Here is a 19,442-nt window from a genome sequence, read left to right as displayed (position 1 = left end):
TCAGTCCGCCGACACGCTGGGGTCATGGAAGCTGACGGTGACCACCGTGCCCAGCGGCACCTGGGTGCCGGCGGCAAGGTCCTGCGTGGTGGCGATCACCGACGATGAGCCGGTCGAGCCGTCCTTGCGCAGGTTGAGCCCGGCGGCGGCCAGCGCTTTTTCCACCGAGGCCATATCGCGGCCGGTGACTTCCGGCACCGTGACCATCTCGTCGGCCAGCCCCTCTTCTGTATAAAGTGTGACCGTGCCGCCGCGCGGCAGCGTTCCGCTGCTGGGGAACTGGCGCACCACCGTGCTGCCGCTGCCCTTGACGTCCACTGACAGGCCCTTGTCGCGGGTCAGCGTGACCTGGGCGTTGGCGACCTCCTGCCCGGTGACGTTGGGCACCGTGACGTCGGCCTCCGCCGCCTCTTCGGCGGTGTAGATCTTTTCGACGCCCAGATAGGGCAGCGCCTGGCTCATGATCTGGCCCACCACCGGCGCGGCCAGATAGCCGCCGAACACCTCGCCCAGCACCTTGTTCTGGGGCTCGTCGAGGATGACCAGCACTGCGATCTGCGGGTCGTCGCAGGGCGCGATGCCCACAAACGAGGAGATGCGCGCCTCGGGGTCGCCGGAGTCCAGCTTCTGCGAGGTGCCGCTCTTGCCGCCCACGCGGTAGCCCTTGACCGCCGCGCGGCCGGAAGCCTCCTGCATGATGGAGCAGATGGTCTTTGCGGTCTCCTCGCTGATGACCTGCCGCTTGGCCTCAGGTTCCAGGTCCTCCACCAGGTTCCCGCCCGCATCCAGCACCTTGCTGACCAGGTGCGGCTGCACCAGATCGCCGCCGTTGGCGATGGTGGCCACCGCGGTGATCATCTGGATGGGGGTGATCTTGTTGGACTGGCCGAACGAGCAGCTGGCCAGCTGGACCGGGCCCAGCCCCTCGGCGGTGTAAAACTGGCTCTGCGCCTCGCCGGGCAGGTCGATGCCGGTCTTTCGGGTGAGCCCGAAAGCGTTGAAATAATTAAAGAAAGTGCCCGCGCCCATCTTGGTGCCGATCTGGATGAAAGCCGGGTTGCAGGAGTTGACCAGCGCCTGCGAAAAGTTTTCAGCGCCGTGCCCCTCGGTGTGGGCGCAGCGCATGGTGGTGCCCGCCACCTTGATGGAGCCGGTGCAGTTGAAGCTGTCGTTCAGCGTGGAGGAGCCGGAGTCCAGCGCCGCAGAGGCGGTGATGAGCTTGAAGACCGAGCCCGGCTCGTACAGGTCGGACACCGCTTTGTTGCGCCACTGGGTCTGCTGGGCCTCCAGCAGCGCCTGCTTGTGTTCATCCACATCCTCAGTGGCCGGGTCGTCGGCCACGGCCTCCACCTCGGCCCGCTTTGCCTCGTCATAAATAGTGAACGGATTGTTGGGATCGTAATCCCCCTTGGTGGCCATTGCCAGGATGCCGCCGGTATGCACATCCATGACGATCACCACGCCGCGCGCCAGCGCGTTGTAATCCTGCACAGCGCGGTCCAGCTCTTTTTCCGCGTAGTGCTGGATCACCTCGTCGATGGTCAGCACCAGGCTGTTGCCGTCCTGCGGCGCGTAAAAGCTGTCGTATTCGTAGCCCATATCCCCGCCGGTGGCGGTCTGCGCCGACACCTGGCGGCCCGGCGTACCGGACAGCACGTCGTCGTAATAGGCCTCCAGCCCCGAAAGGCCGTTGTTGTCGGTGCCGGTAAAGCCCAGCACCGTGGCGGCAAAGTTGCCGTAGGGATAATACCGCTTGGAGTCCTGCGACAGGCTGATGCCCTTGTATCCCTTGCCGCCCTTGCCCTCGATGGCGAACTGCCGCACCGCGTCGGCCACCGGCTTTTCCACCTTGAGTTTGATGGTCTGGTAAGAGCTTTTGGTCTTGGCCAGCTTGTCAAGCACCGACTGCTCGTCGACCCCCAGGATCTCAGAGAGGCCGGCGGCGATGCCCGCCCGGTCCTCTTCGTCGATCTCGCTGGGGGCCACGGCCACGGTCCACACCGTGGCGCTCTGCGCCAGCACTTTCATGTTGGCGTCGTAGATCACGCCCCGGTTGGCCGGGATAACGGTGTCTTTCAGCTGCTGGTTGGCGGCTTTCACCTTATAGTCCTCATACTCGATGATCTGCAGGTCCACAAGACTGTAAACGACGCTGCCGAACCCCAGCAGGATCAGAATCGCCACCAGCGCCAGGATGCGGCGGCGGATCACGGTATTCATATTGGGCTGCGGGGCCTGCCGGTCGGACATGGCTGCCGCCTCCTTTTCCCTCAAATTTTGAAATTCCCCTATCGGGAAAGAAAAAGGGGTAAAAACCCGTTTTACCCCTTCCGTCCCTCTTGTATCCACGGGCCGCGCTGCCACGCGGCCCGATACTCTATCCTATTTTGTCACGGCGCAAGGTATTCCATCACGTTCATGAAGCCGGATGAAAAATTATCAAAGAAAGTTTTGACCTCGCTCTCCGGCTTGACGATCTTATCCTCGTTTTCCATCGTCAGATAAGTGATCTGGCTGGCGTCCATTTTGGTCAGCCCCAGCTGGGTGACCGCGTAGGTCTCCACAGAGGCCAGATCCGTTTTGCTCTCAAGCTGCAGGTTCAGGTAATCATATTCGCTCTTTGCGTCTGAAAGATCGCTTTCCGCCGCAGAGATCTGAGTGGTGAGCTCGGTGATCTGTGCGCGGGAGTACAGCACCCCCCATGCCAGCGAAAAGATCACCGCCACGGTGGCGACGATCTTGAGGCCCGAAAAATCGAACTTCCGTTTGGGCTTGGCGCCGCGCGCCACCTGCAGACGGGGGCGCTCCTCCCGGTTTTCAAATGTGCTGAGATCATAAGCGGCCTGCTGCATTTTTCGGGCCCTCCTTTCCTTTTAAATCGGTGTGCTTGCTGTTTTTTTCTGCCATGGGATGTTTCCTCCGCGCCCTGCGGATCTTTTAAGGGTCCGCCCTGTTCCGCCGGCGGCCGGCGGGGGGCTTAAAGTTTTTCGATGACCCGCAGCTTCGCGGAGCGGGAACGGCGGTTTTCCCGCTGTTCTTCCGCGTCTGCCTGTACGGGCTTGCGGGTGATCTGTTTTGCCTTTGCCACACCCCCGCAGACACAGACCGGGAATTCCGGCGGGCAGGTGCAGGCGGTACACCACCCGCGGAACCGCTGCTTCACCAGCCGATCTTCCAGCGAGTGAAAGGTGAGGATGCAAAAGCGCCCGCCCGGGGCCAGCAGGTCAAAGATGGCGTCCAGCCCCTCGCTGAGGGCGTCCAATTCCCCGTTTACCGCGATGCGGATGGCCTGAAAACTGCGCCGGGCCGGGTTCTTGTCTTTGCGGCGCACCGCGGGGGGCATTGCCGCCGCCACGATCCCGGCCAGCTGCCCGGTGGTCCGGATCGGCGCCTGCTGCCTGGCGGCCACGATCTTGCCCGCCACCTGCCAGGCATAGGGCTCTTCGCCGTACTCTTTAAAAATGCGCGAGAGCTCGTCCCGTTCCAGCGTGTTCACCAGGTCCGCCGCGGTGGGACCGCTCTGGCTCATCCGCATATCCAGGGGCGCGTCTCCCAGGTAGGAAAACCCCCGCTCCCGGTCGTCCAGCTGGTGGGATGAGACTCCCAGGTCCAGCAGGGCCCCATCCAGCCGGGAAACGCCGTGCGCGGCAAGCAGCTCTTTCGCGCTGCGGAAGTTGCCTTTCACCACTGTGGCAGGCAGGCCGGCCAGCCGCTCGCCGGCGGCCGCGATGGCGTCCGGGTCCTGGTCCATGGCGTAGAGCCAGCCGCCCGACAGGCGCTTGGCGATCTCCCGCGAGTGCCCGGCGCCGCCGGCGGTGCCGTCCAGATAGATGCCGTCCGGCCGGATGGCCAGCCCCTGCAGGCACTCGTCCAGCAGGATGGGGATATGAGAAAACTCCATTGGCCCGTCCCCCTCCCTGTCCTGCGTCTTTTTCATCAGAGGTCCAGCTCCTCCATGGCTGCGGCCATGTCGCCGCTGCGCATGCTGTCCTGCATCGCTTTCCAGCGGGCGGGGTCCCAAAGCTCGACGCAGTCGCCCACGCCGATGACCACGACCTCCTTGTCCAGGCCCGCATGCTCGCGCAGGGGCGGCGGCAGCAGGATGCGCCCCTGCTTGTCCGGCACCGCCTCCACCGCGCCGGCGTAAAGCATCCGGCGCAGGCCGCGGTTTTTGACCATGCCGCTCTCTGTCAGGCGGGCAAAGATCTGCTCGAACCTTGCGGCGGGCAGAGCGATCAGGCACTCGTCCAGCCAGCAGGTGACATAGAACTGGTCGCCCATCTCGTCGCGGAAGCGGACGGGAAAATTGAGCCGGCCCTTTTCGTCCAGCTTTTGGCTGTAGGTGCCGATCAGCAAACCGCCCGCCCCCTTTCGGGAAAAGGACTGTTCACCACTTCTCCCCACTTTTACCCACTGATATAGCATTATTATACTTGATGCCCAGTGGGAATGCAAGAAGAACTTTGTGAAAAAAGAACTGGCAAAAAAGTGGGTTTTCCGCTTGAGATCGCGGTTTTTTCGCAAATACGGCCAGGTCTGTCCCCAGCTTTCTCCGATCGGGAACACGGGGGGAGGAAGCAAAGCAAGACAAAGGCCGTTTCACCGCCGCCCCGCCGCCTGATTTTCAGGTGTTTCAAAGGTTAAAATTTCAGGGCCGCAGCGCCCCGCCGCGTTTTTTCCTTTGTCTTGTCACCCCGGTTTGAAACACAAAAAAACGCGCCTTTCTCACGAAAGGCGCGTTTTCGCAATCATCATTTTGAGACCGGGCTTCAGCCGTTCTCTTCTTCTTTCATGCGCGCGAAGCACTCGCTGCAGTAGACGGGACGATCCTCGCGGGGCTTGAACGGCACGCGGGCTTCTTTGCCGCAGCTGGCGCAGACGGCGGTGAACATCTCGCGCTGGCCGCGGCCGCCGTTCTTGCGGGCGTCGCGGCAGGCCTTGCAGCGCTGCGGCTCGTTCTCGAAGCCACGGCTGGCGTAGAACTCCTGCTCACCGGCGGTGAACACGAACTCGTTGCCGCAATCTTTGCATACCAATGTTTTGTCCTGATACATGCTTAGTTCTCCTCTAACATAGTTTTTTGCCCGCGGAAGGATTCAAACCGACACCTTTGGTAAGGACCAACGCTCTGTTTTAAGCTACATGGGGCGTATATCAAAAAGCCTTGCGGCTCTTTTGAACCGGCAGCACCGAATCATGGGGTTCTCTTGAGTTTTCTGCGCACTCTCACGAGGGCGTTGTCCACCGCCTTCGGTGTTTTCGACAGTTCCGTTGCGATCTCGGTGTAGCTCTGGCCCCGCAGGGAGAGGATGAGCGCTTTTTTTTCAAAGCTGGACAGCTCTGTATCGATGCTTTTCACCGCTTCGTGAACCTGTTCTTTTAAAATGGCGAGCTCTTCGGGCCCGGGCGCGGCCACCTGCTCGTCCAGGGGCAGCGCGCCGCTGAGCGCCTGATGCTTTTTGCGTCCGGCCGAGCGCCGGGCCGCCACGACGGCATTGCGGATGCAGACGGTCGCATAAGTGGAAAAGGAGGCCTGTCCGCCCTCTTCCTCAAAGCTTTTCACCGCGTGGAAAAGGCCGATATATCCCTCCTGCACCGCGTCGTCAAAATCAAGGCCCGGGCACACGGCCGCGCGCGCAAAGCGGCGGATCACCGGCATGAATTTTGCGATCAGCGCAGCCAGGGCCGCCTCGTCGCCGCCCCGCGCACTGCGCACCCGGACGGCTTCACTCTGCTCGGACATAAAGGGGACGCCTTTCCTCTGCAAGATGTTTTCTGCAATCCATTATAGTATAGAAGCGGACCCGCAGATTGTCAATAGTTTCCGCAAAAATACAGCCCTTTATAATAAAATTTTTGTTCAATCTGCACGATTCCACATCTCAAAAAAGGGGCAAAACGCCTGCAGCCCAGACGTCGATGCCCCACAGGATCCTCTTTTTGCTGAAACCGGACGAAAAAGGCCGGACAAAACGCGCCTGCCCGCGCGCAGCGGGCAGCCGGACGCCGGGGACCGCCGCCGGGAACCGCCGCCGGCCGCACGCCGTTTTGTATCGCCCTTTCCCCCGCGGCCAAAGGCCGGCCGCAGGGCGCTGCAGCGCGCTAGCCCTCTTCCGCCCGCGTGACGTTGCGGATCCACTTGCCCGAAAACATGCGCACCGACCCCAGCACCAGCTTTACCGGCGAATCCATTTTCATGCACAGGAATACAATGGGCGCGGGCAGCCGCAGCACCAGACCGGTGAGGATGCCCAGCGGCACCCCGATCAGCCACAGGCCGCCGCAGTCAAACAAAAAGGCGGTGCGGGTGTCCCCGCCTCCCCGCAGGATGCCGACGATATTGGTGATGTCCGGCGCAAAACACAGCTGCAGCACAGCCAGCACGGTGAGGATGGAGGTCGCGGCGGCATGCGCTTCCGGCGTGACATTGTAAATTTTCATCACCGGGCCGCGCAGGGCCAGCAGCACCAGACAGCTGAACGCCCCCACCCCAAAGGACATGGCCCACAGGGTCTGGGCCGTCTGCTGCGCGTGGCCGCTTTTGCCCTGCCCGATGGCCTTGCCGGTGAGCACCGCAGCCGCGTTGGCGACGCCGAAGATAAAGACGCCGCACAGCTGGTTCATGACGTTTGCAATGCTGTTTGCCGCCACAAAGCTGGAGCCGATGCGCCCGATCACCAGATTGGTCGCCGCTGCGCCCAGCCCCCACAGCACCTCGTTGCCCACCACCGGCAGCGCGTGGCGGATGTAGTCCGGCAGCAGCCCCCGGTCAAAGGACAGCAGGTGCCGCGGCTTGAACCTGACCCGTTTTTCAAAAAGCGCCATGTAGATCAGCACCATGATAAACTCTGACACGCGGGCAAAGATCGTGCCCACCGCCGCGCCTGCGACCTCCATGCGCGGAAAACCGAACTTGCCGAAAATGAAGCAGTAGTTGAAAAACACGTTGACGAAAAACGAGATGCCGTAGATCACGGCCGATACCTTCACCTGCTCCACCGCGCGCAGGCTCATGATATAGTTGCTGGACACCGCGAAAAAGATATAGCTGAACGCCAGCACGAACAGGTAGCTGCTGGCGGCCTCCACCACCGCCTCTTCATGGGAGAACAGCCCCATGAGCTGGCGCGGAAAAGCCAGCGACACCGCGGTGAAAATGACCGAGATGATCAGCACCAGCCGCATCGAGATGCTCATCACCCGCCGCGCCGCGTCCAGATCCTTTTTGCCCCAGTACTGGGCGATGAGCACGCCGCCGCCGGAGGACAGCCCAAAGCTGAACATCATCAAAATAAAAAACGGCTGGCCGCCCAGCGAGGCCCCCGAGATGGCGATATCCCCCAGGCTGCCCAGCATGACGCTGTCCATGATGTTGACCCCAAAGCTGATGATGTTCTGCAGCGCGATGGGGATGGCGATGGCCGCCACCGATCTGTAGAACTGCTTGTCCTTTACAAAGAAACTCTGTTTTTGTTCCAACTTGCACCTTTCCCTTGCTGATTGCCGATTGTCTCCCCGGCCTTTCCCGGGCCGGAGGCCGCCGCCGCCGGCGGCCAGCTCTATCCTATCACGGCGGCGCCCGACTTGTAAAGTTCCGCGCCGCCGCGGCAGCCGCCCGCCTTTTTCCTGTCTTCTGCGCCGCTTTGTCCCTTTCTCCCGGTGCGGCCGTCAAACGGGAGGAAAAGACGGCCCGCACAGCGCCAGAGGCAGCCCTTTTCAGACAGTCTGCCTTTGCCCGCCTTGCGGCCGGCCGCCGACCGTTACGGGCGGTCGGGCCCGGGCGCGTCCGTTTCAGCGAACCGTTCCCCGTCAGCCACCTTTACATAGAGGAAATTGCCGGAGTTTTCTTCCTGAAAGACAAGAGCTCCCCCGCGCACTTTAAAGCGGTTCACTGCATCGCGTCCCGCCTGCGCATCCTCTGTCAGGATCAGAACGTCTTCGTCCAGCTGCCAGGTCCCGTTTCCGATATAACTGCTCAAAAGCCCCTCGTAATATTGAAAAGAGCCGTCCTCCCCGATCGTGATGGTGAAATCCCCGCCAAAGCCCTCCTTTTCATAGACATAGCTTTTCCCCGCGACATCGCCGGCCTGTACCTGCCTGCCGCAGCCCACTGCGGACAGGGCAAGCACCAGGACTAAAACGAATGCGATCTGTTTTTTCATGACGGCATCCTCCCATTCCTGCCGGCGCTTCTTCGCCCCGCCGGCAATTCAAAAGTTTTTTCCCGGGCTTCCTTGAAAGGTTTATCCTCCCCGCTTCACCCAAAGAAAAAACTGTGCTGAATTTTAAATTTGATCTTCCGCTGAGAAGTTGTTATTTTACCATATCCGGGCGTTTTTTTTCAATACAGCGGGGCAAGATCATCCTCATCCGGGCCGGCAGCGCTGCGGGCAAACGGGACTTTTGATCCCACCCTTGATTTTCCGCCGCACATCCGATATAATAATATGGTCTTAAAAATGTGCCGGTATGATGGAATTGGCAGACGTGACGGACTCAAAATCCGTTGGTAGCGATACCGTGCCGGTTCGACCCCGGCTACCGGCACCACGCCGGAGCAAAGTAAACTTTGCTCCGGCGTCTTTTTATGCCTGCGGGGGCAAAGGCGTCCTCCATCCGCCTCCTTATTCTTCCTCTCCTAGTCGGGACCGCTGCGCCGGGTCCCGGTCTGGGGGCCGCCCTGCGGGCGGCTTTTTTTCACTGCGGGGAAAACATCGGCTCTGATCTTCCCGTCCGTTGGGCCGCGCCCGCGGCCGGGGTGCGCACTTCACGCTGTGAAGTGCGCTTTTTGATTGCGGCGGCTCCGGCCTCCCCGTCCCGCCGCCTGCCGGCAGACGTCGCGCAGCAGGACGCACCAAAAACGCCGCCGCAGGGACACCACCGCTCCCCTTTTTCTCCCCCTCCGCCGCGTGCGGAACAGCCGCGGTTCCGCCCCCCTGTCCCGCGCCGGAACAGCCAACGGGAGCCGGCTTTTGCGTTGCTCTCCCCGCCCCGCCGCTTTCGCCCGGCTGAAAATCCCCCGCAGATAAAAAGCTCCCGGGCGGCTGTCCGGCCGCCCGGGAGCTTGGAAATCGATGTCACTGTCTCCGCCGTTTTTTCTGCGCAGGGCGCCCTCAAAAACGACATGGGCCCTGACGCAGGCACAGACGGCTCATGCCTGCGCGCGCTGCACCAGCTTTTTGCCCAGGCCGACGGCCGCCGAGCCGAGGACGAACGCCCCCACATACAGGCCCATGGCCATCAGGAACGCGCCCTTATAGCTGCCGCCCACGTCATAGAACAGGCCGATGGATGAGAACGTGAACGCCCCCACCAGACTGTTGCCCGTCATCATGACCGACCAGATGGAGGAATAGTCCCTGCTGCCCAGCGCGGTGCGGGCCAGCAGCGGGCACTGCACCGTGTACATGCTGCCGCCAAGGCCCACCAGCAGGGCGGAGGGGATCACAAAGCCGGGGTTCGAGATGCTGTAGAGCATGCCGCCGTAACCCAGCAGGATGAACAGCGCCCCCCAGCCCAGCCCGGCCCTGACGCCGAATCTGTCGTTGACATAGCCAAGGATGACGCTGCTTGCCACACAGCCAAGGCTCATGCACATGGCGGCAGTCGCGCCGTAAGGGATGCTCTGCCCCAGCTCCATGGTGGAAAAATTGGCGATGTACTGCTGTACGCCGCAGCCCACGCTGTAGAGCATGCAGGTGATCCACACCATATAGAACACCGGGCTGCGCAGCGCCTGCCTGCGGGTGAGGCCCCATTCGGGGGCGGCGGGGGCGGCGGTCTCCGCCGCGGCTGCGGCCTCGTCGCTGCCGTAAGGCTCGCATCCAGCCTCCTCGGGGCTCTTGACAAACAGGAACAGCGCCGGCACCGACACCACAAGGCAGACGGCGGCCATCACCACATAGGCCATCCGCCAACCCAGGCCCACGATCAGCTGGGCGGTGATGAGGGTGAACAGAACGGTGGAGATCCCCTCCGCCGCCACGATGATGCCCAGCACCGTGCCCGCCTTTTTGCGGAACCACATGTTGACCACGATGGGGATCGCCACAAAGCCGGTGAACGCCACCCCGACGCCCACGATGGCGCCGGAGAGGTAGAACATCCAGACCGATCTGTAAGTGGCCATCAGCGCGATGCCGGCCACCTCGGCCAGGGCGGCGATCCCCATCACCCTGCCGATCCTGCGGGTGGTCAGCACCTTGGCGGCCGTGGTGTACATCAGCGCCATCGCGGCCGCCTCCACGCTCACCAGCATGGTGAACTGGCTGACCTGGCAGCCCAGCTCCGCCACCACCGGCGTCACAAAGTTGCCCGCGATGCACATGACCGCGCCGCCCAGGCCCATCTTCAGCAGGATGCAGCTGGCGAACACCACCCATGCGTAATGTATCTTTTTCTTCTTCATAGTTTACCTCGTCTTCACACCTCGCCCTTTATAATGCTGGAGGCAAAGGGGCTGCTTCTCGGGCGGATATCCGGCAGCCTCCTCTCGATCGCCGCACGGGCGTATTCGATGTCCTCTTCCGCCTCGTCCGCGTTGAAGCAGCCGATGCACACCATGTCCTGTTCCCGAATGGTGTTGAACGCGAAATTCAGCCCCACATACGGGGTGGTGCGGCCCGCCGCGCAGGGCTTGATGGTCAGCACCGGTTTTTTCGCGCTGTGGATGATCTTTGCCACGCTCTCGATCTCCACCTGCATCAAAAAGCCCATACAGTTGTAAAGCTGGATATAGGTCTCCACGTCATAGTCGTTGAGGTCGGCGTACTGGATGACCTCCGGCATGTGGGCGGACAGCCCCGGGATCATGCCCGCGCTGCGGATCATCGCCAGATAATCGGGCAGCCGGTTGATGGTCTTGGTGTTCTTGTTCAGCAGCTGCTCCACGCAGGAGTGCAGCGGCAGGCAGAACTTTGCGCCCCGGCGGGCGCACTTTTTGATCTCCGCCTCGGCCTCCATGCGCGCCATGGGGTTGTCGTCCATGTTGAGCACCGGCTCGTCCATCATGATCATTTCCCTGCCGGTGCGCTCCTGCGCCATCAGCACCGATGTGTGCAGGTCTTTATCCACCTCGAACAGGCCCAGGCAGGCGTCCACGCCGTTGTTCAAAAAGGTCTCAAAGATGTCGGCCACGCTTTCGGGCCCGCTGTGTTTTTGCAGGATCAGCGCGTCCTTTGCCGGGCCCTGGTGGCTGAACCCGGAGATCCAGTTGCAGCCGATGACCAGCCTCGGCAGCGATATTCCCGCCACTTGCGTGCGGGGAAACTCCTTGCTCATAACTTCCTCCGATCAGACAAAATTGAATCAACAAGAGTGCGCGGGAGGCGCACTCTTGTTGATCTCAAATCTGCTTATTTGTAGAAGAGGATAGCGCCCTTCATGTAATTGTCGCCCTTATCGCACGCGCGCTGGAACATATTGTCCATCGCTTCCATGTCCTCGAAATAGGCGGTGTGGGTGACCAGCTTGCCCGGCTCCAGCACGCCGCGCTCGATCATCGAATAGCAGCGCGGGCACATCTCTTTGAAGTGCGGGTTGCTCATCGGGGCCAGGTTGTAGACATACAGGCCGCCCAGGTGCCACTTCGTGCCATTGAAGGTCACGTCGCTGCGGTGGAACGAGCCGATGGTCAGCTTGCCGGCCTGACGGGTCATGGAATCGGCGAGATGGAAGCCGGAGTCGGAAGCGCCGAAGTCGATGCAGACGTCCGCGCCGCCCGCTGCGATGATATCCGCGACGGCCTTTTTGCCCTCTTCGCTCTCGGGGTCCAGCACACGGAAGCAGTCGGGGTTGCCAAAGTCTTTCCCGTACTCCATCGCCATCTTGCGGCGGTCCTCCCGCAGCTCAAAGACGGTGATGCGGCCCGCCTGGGAAGCGCGGGTCAGCAGCTGCAGGGTCTGCAGGCCCATGTAGCCCGCGCCCACCAGCACCACGTGATCGCCCAGCTGGACGTCGGTGATGTTGAGCAGGTTGGTCACGCAGCAGGCGGGCTCATAGACGACCTTCGCCCAGTCGTCGATCACGTCGGGCAGCTTCACCAGGCCCGCGGCGGGCACGGTGGAGTACTCGCACATCATCTCGTTGTTGCCGCTCAGGCAGGAAACGTTGTCGCCCGGCTTGAGCCCGGTGACGCCCTCGCCTACCCGCTCTACCACGCCCACGCCCTCGTGGCCGATGATATAGGGGTACGGGCCCGGCGCGTTGACGCCGCGGTACAGCCAGGAATCCCAGCAGCACAGGCCCACGGCCATGGTCTTGATCATCACTTCGCCGGCCTTGGGTTCCGGCACGTCATACTCCCGGATGGAGAGCTTCATATAATCTTCTACAAATACGCCTTTTGCCAACATTGCAAATGCACCTCCGGATTTTGTTTTATCGAGCCGTCCGCGGGGGCCGCGCCATGCGGCTCCGGCCGCCCGCGGGACGTCAGGTCTTTTTCAGTTGGTCCGCACCTCAGCGGGCCGCCCACAGAAAGCCGCGCCGGGTGAACGTCTCCACCTGCGGGATCTCCAGGATATTGTCCTGGTGCCCCAGCGAGCTGTAGAACACGCGCCCCTTGCCCCAGTGCTTGGTGTAGATGACCGGCATCTCCACGATGCCGTTGGACGCGTGCTCGCCCTTAGAGTCGACGCGGGTGGTGGCCAGCACGTCGATGCAGGGGTCCACATGCAGATAGTACTGCTCGGTATGCACCATAAAATCTTCCAGCCCCTCGATGATCGGAGAGGAGGAATTCTTTTTGAACTCCACCTTGTAGTCCCGCTGGAACGCGCCGGGCACTGTGTTCTGGGGATAATTTTCAGCGATATATTTCTGATGATCCTCAGAGAGCTTGGACATGTGGTGCAGATAGACGTCGCCCGGGTGGGACACCCACTGGCTGCCGGTCATGTACTGCCATTCCACGCTCCAGCGGAACGAATCGCACATGCCGCCGTGGACGCCCGCCAGGCCGGTGCCGGCCGCCACTGCTTCGGAGATGCCGAAGCAGTACCAGTCCGCCATCTCGCCCTGGGTCCAGCAGGGGATGATCAGGTCGAAAGACTTCATGTACTCGCGGTCATCGCAGCGCTCGAACGTGTCGGTGCGCGTGACCTCAAAGCCGTCCTCTTCCAGCCATCGTTTGAAGCGGGCGCTCTCCAGGTCGGGCTCGTGGCCCTCCCAGCCGCCGTAAAAAATAAACGCTTTCTTTTTGCTCATGGTCTCTTCCTTTCTGTCGGCGAGGCGGCCGCAGCCGGCCTCTTGGCACAGCCCCGGGGCTTTGGGCGCCCGCGGCTTACAAGCACTCAGTCCAGGCTCTTGGTCGCCAGCTTGGCCCGGAAAGTGTCGAACAGCACCGCGCAGATGATGACCACGCCCAGGGCGACTTTTTGCCAGTAGGCGTTGACGTTCAGCAGGTTGAGGGCGTTGTTCATAAAGCCCCAGACCAGCGCGCCCGCAAGCGTGTTGATGATGCTGCCCTTGAACGTGCCGCCGATGTACACGGCCGCGATGCCCTGCAGGGACAGGTCCGCGCCGGAGCTGGGCTGGCCGGAGGAAAGGCGCGCGGCCAGCACGATGCCCGCGCAGGAGAAGCAGAAGCCGCAGAACGAGTACATCGCCACTTTCACCAGGTTGACGTTCAGGCCGGAGAGCTTGGCCGCGGTCTCGTTCTCGCCCACGGCGATGACCGCGCGGCCAAAGGTGGTGTATTTCAGCAGGATGTGGCCCAGCAGGACAAAGACCAGCATGATGATGACCGGCACCGGGATGATGTCCGCCACATAGCCGCGGCCCAGGGTGAGAAACGCGTCGGGCAGGCCGGTGATGGGTACGCTTTTGGTGGTGACGAAGATGATGCCGTTGACGATGTACTGCATGCCCAGAGTGCCGATAAAGGGCGGGATCTTGAGATAGGTGATGAGCAGGCCGTTGGCCGTGCCGATGACCACGCCGATGAGCACGGCCACCGCCATGGCGACGAACATGTTCCAGCCGAAGCTCTTCATGAAAATGGCCGCGTTGCAGCCCGCAAAGGTGGCGATCATACCGGTACTGAGGTCGAAGCCGCCGCCTAGGATGACCAGCGAGACGCCGATGGCGCCGATGCAGACCACCGCGATCTGCCGGAAAACGTTGAGCAGGTTGTCAACGGTGAGGAACTTGTCGCTGGCGAAGACCATGATCACCGCGATGACGATGAGCAGCATCCATGCGCCCAGCTTGTCGGCGACCTTTGCCGCGACGTTGGAAACTTTTTTTACTTTCATACGGGTTGGGTCCTTTCTCCTACAGCGTATTCTGTGATCAGGCTCTGTGAAAAGTCCTCTTTCTGTACCTCGCCGGCCACATTGCCCTCGTACATGACCAGGATGCGGTCGCTGACCCCCATGATCTCCTCCATGTCGGACGAGACCACGACCACGGTCTTTCCGTCGGCCACCAGGTCGTTGATGATCTGGTAGATCTCGCGGCGGGCGCCCACGTCGATGCCGCGGGTCGGCTCGTCGAAGATGATGATCTCAGAGTCGGAGAACAGCCATTTGGACAAAACGACCTTCTGCTGGTTGCCGCCGCTGAGGAACATGGCTTTCTGGTTGATGGAGGGGGTGGCGGTGCGCAGCTTGTCGACATAGTGCTGGGACACCTCCGCCTCCTTTTTGTAATTGATGAAACCGTGGCTGAGGATCTTGCCCAGCGCCACCATGACCGTGTTCACCCGCACCGACGAGCGCAGGAACAGCCCCTCGTCGCGCCGGTTCTCAGTGATGAAGCCGATGCCGTGCCCAATGGCGTCCCGCGGGCTTTTCAGGTGGATCTCCTTGCCGTGCAGAAACACCTGGCCGCCCGCCTTGGGGTCCACGCCGAAGATCATGCGCATCGTCTCGGTGCGCCCCGCGCCCACCAGGCCGTAAAAGCCCAGCACCTCGCCGCGGCGGGCGGAAAAGGAGACGTCGTTCACGTGCTTGCCCCCGTCGGAGATGTTTTTGACCTCCAGCGTCACCTCGCCGATCTCGTTGCTTCGCTCGGGATACTGCTGGGTCAGTTCGCGGCCGATCATCATGGCGATCATCTCGCTCTTGGTGATGCTCTGGATGTCCCGCTCCCCGATGTAATGGCCGTCGCGCAGCACCGTCATGCGGTCGCACACCGCAAAGATCTCGTCCAGCCGGTGGGTGATAAAGACCACCGCCACGCCGTTCGCTTTCAGCTTGCGGATGATGCGGAAAAGGGACTCGGTCTCTTTGCTGGAGAGGGAAGAAGTGGGCTCATCCATGATGATGACCTTGGCGTTGATGCTGACCGCCTTGATGATCTCCACCATCTGCTTTTGCGCCATGGTCAGCGAGCGCACCAGCCGCTTTGCGTCGATCTTCAGATCAAATTCGTCAAAGAGCGCCTGTGCGTCCCGGGTCATCTTGCCCCACTGCACAAGGCCGTGCTTCAGGGGATAGCGGCCGGTAAAGACGTTCTCCGCCACCGTGATGCGCTCGATGAGGTTCAGCTCCTGGTAGATGATCGAGATGCCCATCAGCTCCGACTGCTTGGGAGAGGTGACCTCCACCTCTTTGCCGTCGAACCAGATGCTGCCGCTGTCCTTTTTGTAGGCCCCGGAGATGGTCTTCATCAGCGTGGACTTTCCCGCGCCGTTCTCGCCCACCAGCGCGTGGACTTCGCCCTTTTTCAGGGTGAGATCCACGTCTGTCAGGGCTTTTACACCGGGAAAGGACTTGTTGATTTTTCTGAGCCTCAGGATATCTTCCATCCAGGGCCCTCCTTTCCGTAATCTAATTCGGGTGCGGTTTTCCCGCACCCGGGGGCCGCCCCGCGGCCCGCGGCCGGATACGTCCCGCCGCCGGACCGTGTGGTGTTGCCCGCGCAGTCACCCCGCACCCGAATCAAAGTCAAATGTTGTTGTTCAGCCGTCCGTCTTACTTGGACTCCACATAGCCCACGCCGGTGCCGTAAACGATGGCCGGGGTCTCGTGGCCGCCCTCGACGGTGCCGCCGCCCAGCACGGTCTTGATGGCCTCCACCGTGACGGCGGACTCGAGCGCCGGCTGCTGGCAGACGGTGGCGATGTAGTTGCCGCCCTCGTCGATGTGCTGGATCTCCTCGTCCTCGCCGTCGAAGCCGACGACCATGACCTCGGTGCGGCCGGCGTTCTGGGTTGCGTCATAGGCGCCCAGGGCAGAGGTGCCGGCGGTGCCGAAGAAGATGTCGATGTCGTCGTGCGCGGTCAGCATGTCCTCGCAGCCGGACAGGGATTTTTCACGGGTCAGATCGCCCACAGTGTTGATGGTGTTGACGGTGTAGCCGTTCTCTTCCAGGCCTTTGACAAAGCCGTCATAGCGCTGCTGCAGCGCGTCGCTGACCAGCGAGACCTGCACGATGTTCAGATCTTTCTTGTAGTTCAGGCCGTCCAGATACTGCGCGACCCACTCGCCGCCCAGATAACCGGCGCTGTCGGAACGGGTGCCCTCCCAGAAGGTCATGAACTCTTTGGCCTCGGGGATGAGGTTCAGGTTGCCGATGTAGAAGATGGGGATGCCCAGCTCTTTGCACTTGGCAAAGCTGTCGACCAGCGCCTCGCTGTAGTTGGTGGAAACGGCCAGCGCGTCGATGTCGCTGCTGATCAGGTCCTCGACCGCCTTGACGGTGGACTCGGCGTCGGCGCCGCCGTCGGCAAAGACGACCTCATAGCCCTCTTTCTCAGCGGCTTCCATGAAGCCGTCATACATGCGCACATAGTACGGCATGGTCAGGCCGGCGATGGACAGGCCGATCTTCACCTTTTCACCGGACGCGCCGGACGTTGCGGCACTGCTGCCGCCCGCGGCCGGGGTACTGCTGCTGCTGTTGCTGCCGCCGCAGGCGGTCATCGCAAAGACCATGGCTGCTGCGAGCACGAGGCTCAGAAACTTTTTCATAATTTTCCTCCTTGATTTTCCCTATTGAGGCGGGGCCGGCCTTACGGCATTCTGCCGCGGCCCTCCACGCCGTATTTAAAAGTTTACCCCGCCAACCAGGATGACGTTGGCATAAGAGCTGTTTTCGCCGGTCCTGATGATGCACTTGGCTTTCTCAGTCAGCTTTTTGAACTCCTCGTGAGGTACCTTGCGGATGGGCTTGCCCTCAAACCGCCTGTTCATCTCTGCGGCCAGCGGCTGGTTCTTGTCGTCGATCTCTTCGGCGAGGATGATGGATTCCACCACCAGCTCCTCATCCACCGCGTCCAGCACCTCCAGGAAAGACGGCTTGCCCGCAGTGATCGAGATGTCGATCACCCTGACCCCCTTGGGGACCGGCAGGCCGCAGTCCGCGATGCACATGTACTCGGTATGACCCAGCGCGGCGACCTCCGAGATGATCTCCCGGTTCAGTAGTCTATCGCGTTTCATGCTTCACCTCCTCGTCTTTCATCCGCCCGCCCCGGCGGGCTTTCGCCCTTTGCCGGGGCCGGCTTTATCCAAGCGTGTTGATCAGTCACGCGTTGAATCCATCAGTTGTTCCGCCTCTTCCCTGGTGGGGATCGAGGTCTGCGCCCCCTTGCGGGTGATCGAGATGGCGGCGGCGGCGTTTGCCAGCCGGATGGCCTGTTCCAGCGCCATCCCCTCCGCCAGGCCCACCACAAGGCCCGCGTTGAAGGTGTCCCCCGCGGCCGTGGTGTCCACCCGCTGGGCGTCAAAGGTGGGGTAGATCTTTTCCCCCGCTTCGCCGCACAGCAGCGCGCCCCTGGGGCCGATGGTCACCAGCACGTTGCGCACGCCCCTGTCCCGCAGGCTTCTGGCCGCGGCGGTGATCTCGGGCACGGTGCCGGTTTTCATGCCGGTGAGTTTTTCCAGTTCGGTCTCGTTGGGGGTGATGAAGTCCAGCCCCCGCAGCACGGCGTCCGGGATATCGTCCGGCGCCGGAGCCGGGTTAAGTACGGTGGTCTTGCCCGCCTGTTTGGCCTCTTCCAGCAGGCGGTAGATATCCTGCGCCGGGGTCTCGAGCTGGGCCAGCACGATATCCGCCGCCGCCAGGCTCTCCCGGTTGGCCTCAAAATAGGCTGTGCCGCAAACGGCGTTTGCGCCGGGCACCACCATGATGCTGTTTTCTCCCTCGTCGTTCACCGAGATGACCGCCATGCCCGTGGGCGCCTCTTTGTCGCAGAGCACCTTGTCCACCTTTACCCCGGCGGCCCGCAGGCTGTCCAGAACGATGTCCCCCAGCCCGTCGGTGCCCACGGCGCTCAGAAAGGTGCAGTCGCCGCCCAGCTTGCCGCAGGCGCAGGCCTGGTTGGCCCCCTTGCCCCCCGGCACCTTGCTGAAAGACTTTGCCCGCACCGTTTCGCCCTTGCGGGGCATCTCGGTGACGCGAAGCACAAAATCGATATTCGAGCTGCCGGCCACAAGTATTTTTTTCATCATGTACTCCTCACTTTGGTCGTTTTTCTCATCAGGATCTTGGGCTGCAGCCGCACGCTTTCGGTGACCGTCTGCCCGCCGATCAGGCTGAGAAGCATCTCCGCCGCCCTGACCCCCATCTCCACCGTCGGCTGCTGGATCGTGGACAGGGGCGGATCAAAATATTTGGAAAAGCTGATATTGTCAAAGCCGATCAGCTCGACCTCTTCCGGCACCTTGTAGGACAGCTCCTTGAGAGCGTTCAGCGCCCCCAGCGCCATCATATCGTTCGCCGCCAGAATGGCCGAATACTTTTCGCCGGCCCGCTCCAGCTCGATCACCGCTTTGTAGCCGCTCTCCACCGTGTAGTCGCCATACTTGACCAGATGCGGGTCGTAGCCGCTGCCGTATTGCTTGAGGGCCAGCTTGTAGCCGTCCAGCCGCTCGGTGCTGGTGGAGACCCCCAGTGGGCCGGACAAAAACGCGATGCGGTCCGAGCCGTTGTTGATCAGCGTCTCACAGGAGCGGAACGACGCGTACTCGTTGTCGGAGTAGACGCCCAGCCAATCGTGATCGCCCGCGAGATTGCGGTCCAGCAGGATCATCGGGATGCCGTACTTTTCCGGCGTCAGATGCTCGTTTCTGGTATGGACCCCGGAGGGTACCAGGATGATGCCGTCGATTTTTTTCGCCACCAGACTTGCCAGGTATTTGATCTCGTTGCGCTCGGAAAAATCCGTGTTGGCCAGGATGGTGATGTAATCCGCCTGCTTGGCCCGCGCCTCGACGGCCTTGGCGATATCCGCAAAAAACGGGTTGGTGATGTCCGGCAGCACCAGCGCGATGCTTCTGGAACGCATCGTGCGTGTCATGAAGCTGGAGCGGTCGGTGGAGTAGTTCATCTTCTCGATGACCTGCTGCACCCGCGCCCGGGTCTCCGGCCCGACGCCCTCGGGGACGTCGTTCAGTACCCTGGAAACCGTAGCTTTGGAAACACCGGCGATCTTTGCAATTTCTTCAATCGTTACTTTCATGTTCTTATTTGTCCCTGTTTCCAATCGCATTTTG

Annotated in this window: 18 protein-coding genes and 1 tRNA gene; 1 reads left to right on the top strand and 18 read right to left on the bottom strand. The window is 61.7% G+C overall.

Annotation, left to right across the window (positions count from 1 at the left end; translation table 11 throughout):
• The 8 genes from H8S23_RS08480 to H8S23_RS08445 form a co-directional block, all read right to left on the bottom strand.
• Positions 1-2,250, bottom strand: coding sequence for a penicillin-binding transpeptidase domain-containing protein (locus tag H8S23_RS08480; RefSeq protein ID WP_243165928.1), 2,250 nt, complete (start codon positions 2,248-2,250; stop codon positions 1-3).
• 140 nt (positions 2,251-2,390) lie between these two features.
• Positions 2,391-2,852: an FtsB/FtsL family cell division protein gene (locus H8S23_RS08475; RefSeq protein ID WP_186887888.1), complete on the bottom strand. Its 462-nt coding sequence runs from the start codon at positions 2,850-2,852 to the stop codon at positions 2,391-2,393.
• Positions 2,853-2,977: 125 nt separating this feature from the next.
• Complete coding sequence (rsmH, locus tag H8S23_RS08470; RefSeq protein WP_186887950.1) at positions 2,978-3,901, bottom strand: 16S rRNA (cytosine(1402)-N(4))-methyltransferase RsmH; 924 nt, start codon at positions 3,899-3,901, stop codon at positions 2,978-2,980.
• A 35-nt stretch (positions 3,902-3,936) separates the two neighbouring features.
• A complete protein-coding gene (mraZ, locus tag H8S23_RS08465; protein WP_186887887.1) occupies positions 3,937-4,356 on the bottom strand; it encodes a division/cell wall cluster transcriptional repressor MraZ in 420 nt (139 codons plus the stop codon).
• A gap of 413 nt (positions 4,357-4,769) precedes the next feature.
• Positions 4,770-5,054 (bottom strand): zinc-ribbon domain containing protein, encoded by a 285-nt coding sequence (locus H8S23_RS08460; protein ID WP_186887886.1) that lies wholly within the window; start codon positions 5,052-5,054, stop codon positions 4,770-4,772.
• Between the two features lie 140 nt (positions 5,055-5,194).
• A complete protein-coding gene (locus H8S23_RS08455) occupies positions 5,195-5,743 on the bottom strand; it encodes a sigma-70 family RNA polymerase sigma factor (RefSeq protein ID WP_186887885.1) in 549 nt (182 codons plus the stop codon).
• Between the two features lie 359 nt (positions 5,744-6,102).
• Positions 6,103-7,479: an MATE family efflux transporter gene (locus H8S23_RS08450; protein WP_186887884.1), complete on the bottom strand. Its 1,377-nt coding sequence runs from the start codon at positions 7,477-7,479 to the stop codon at positions 6,103-6,105.
• A 281-nt stretch (positions 7,480-7,760) separates the two neighbouring features.
• Complete coding sequence (locus tag H8S23_RS08445) at positions 7,761-8,162, bottom strand: hypothetical protein (protein ID WP_186887883.1); 402 nt, start codon at positions 8,160-8,162, stop codon at positions 7,761-7,763.
• Positions 8,163-8,463: 301 nt separating this feature from the next.
• Here H8S23_RS08445 and H8S23_RS08440 point away from each other — a divergent pair.
• Positions 8,464-8,550, top strand: a tRNA-Leu gene (locus tag H8S23_RS08440).
• A gap of 601 nt (positions 8,551-9,151) precedes the next feature.
• On the opposite strand, the gene H8S23_RS08435 is transcribed toward H8S23_RS08440, so the two are convergent.
• From H8S23_RS08435 to H8S23_RS08390, 10 genes are all read right to left on the bottom strand, one after another.
• Entirely contained in the window at positions 9,152-10,408 is a 1,257-nt protein-coding gene (locus tag H8S23_RS08435) for an MFS transporter (RefSeq protein WP_186887882.1), read from the bottom strand.
• A 14-nt stretch (positions 10,409-10,422) separates the two neighbouring features.
• Entirely contained in the window at positions 10,423-11,280 is an 858-nt protein-coding gene (locus H8S23_RS08430; RefSeq protein WP_186887881.1) for a hypothetical protein, read from the bottom strand.
• 74 nt (positions 11,281-11,354) lie between these two features.
• Positions 11,355-12,353, bottom strand: a complete 999-nt coding sequence (locus tag H8S23_RS08425) for a zinc-dependent alcohol dehydrogenase (protein ID WP_186887880.1) — start codon at positions 12,351-12,353, stop codon at positions 11,355-11,357.
• Positions 12,354-12,459: 106 nt separating this feature from the next.
• Positions 12,460-13,206 (bottom strand): ThuA domain-containing protein, encoded by a 747-nt coding sequence (locus H8S23_RS08420; protein WP_186887879.1) that lies wholly within the window; start codon positions 13,204-13,206, stop codon positions 12,460-12,462.
• An 86-nt stretch (positions 13,207-13,292) separates the two neighbouring features.
• Positions 13,293-14,255 (bottom strand): ABC transporter permease, encoded by a 963-nt coding sequence (locus H8S23_RS08415; RefSeq protein ID WP_186887878.1) that lies wholly within the window; start codon positions 14,253-14,255, stop codon positions 13,293-13,295.
• Positions 14,252-15,751 (bottom strand): sugar ABC transporter ATP-binding protein, encoded by a 1,500-nt coding sequence (locus tag H8S23_RS08410; protein ID WP_186887877.1) that lies wholly within the window; start codon positions 15,749-15,751, stop codon positions 14,252-14,254. Before H8S23_RS08410 ends, H8S23_RS08415 begins: the two co-directional genes overlap by 4 nt.
• Positions 15,752-15,917: 166 nt before the next feature.
• Positions 15,918-16,916, bottom strand: a complete 999-nt coding sequence (locus tag H8S23_RS08405) for a sugar ABC transporter substrate-binding protein (RefSeq protein ID WP_186887876.1) — start codon at positions 16,914-16,916, stop codon at positions 15,918-15,920.
• Between the two features lie 75 nt (positions 16,917-16,991).
• Positions 16,992-17,387: a D-ribose pyranase gene (rbsD, locus tag H8S23_RS08400; protein WP_186887875.1), complete on the bottom strand. Its 396-nt coding sequence runs from the start codon at positions 17,385-17,387 to the stop codon at positions 16,992-16,994.
• Positions 17,388-17,468: 81 nt separating this feature from the next.
• A complete protein-coding gene (rbsK, locus tag H8S23_RS08395) occupies positions 17,469-18,395 on the bottom strand; it encodes a ribokinase (RefSeq protein ID WP_186887874.1) in 927 nt (308 codons plus the stop codon).
• On the bottom strand, positions 18,395-19,408 hold the full coding sequence (locus H8S23_RS08390) for a LacI family DNA-binding transcriptional regulator (protein WP_186887873.1): 1,014 nt from the start codon (positions 19,406-19,408) through the stop codon (positions 18,395-18,397). Before H8S23_RS08390 ends, rbsK begins: the two co-directional genes overlap by 1 nt.
• Positions 19,409-19,442 lie beyond the last annotated feature (34 nt).

This window comes from Anaerofilum hominis, from assembly GCF_014287275.1.
GTDB classification, from domain to species: Bacteria; Bacillota; Clostridia; order Oscillospirales; family Ruminococcaceae; genus Pygmaiobacter; species Pygmaiobacter hominis.
This window is presented reverse-complemented; position numbering and strand designations above follow the sequence as displayed.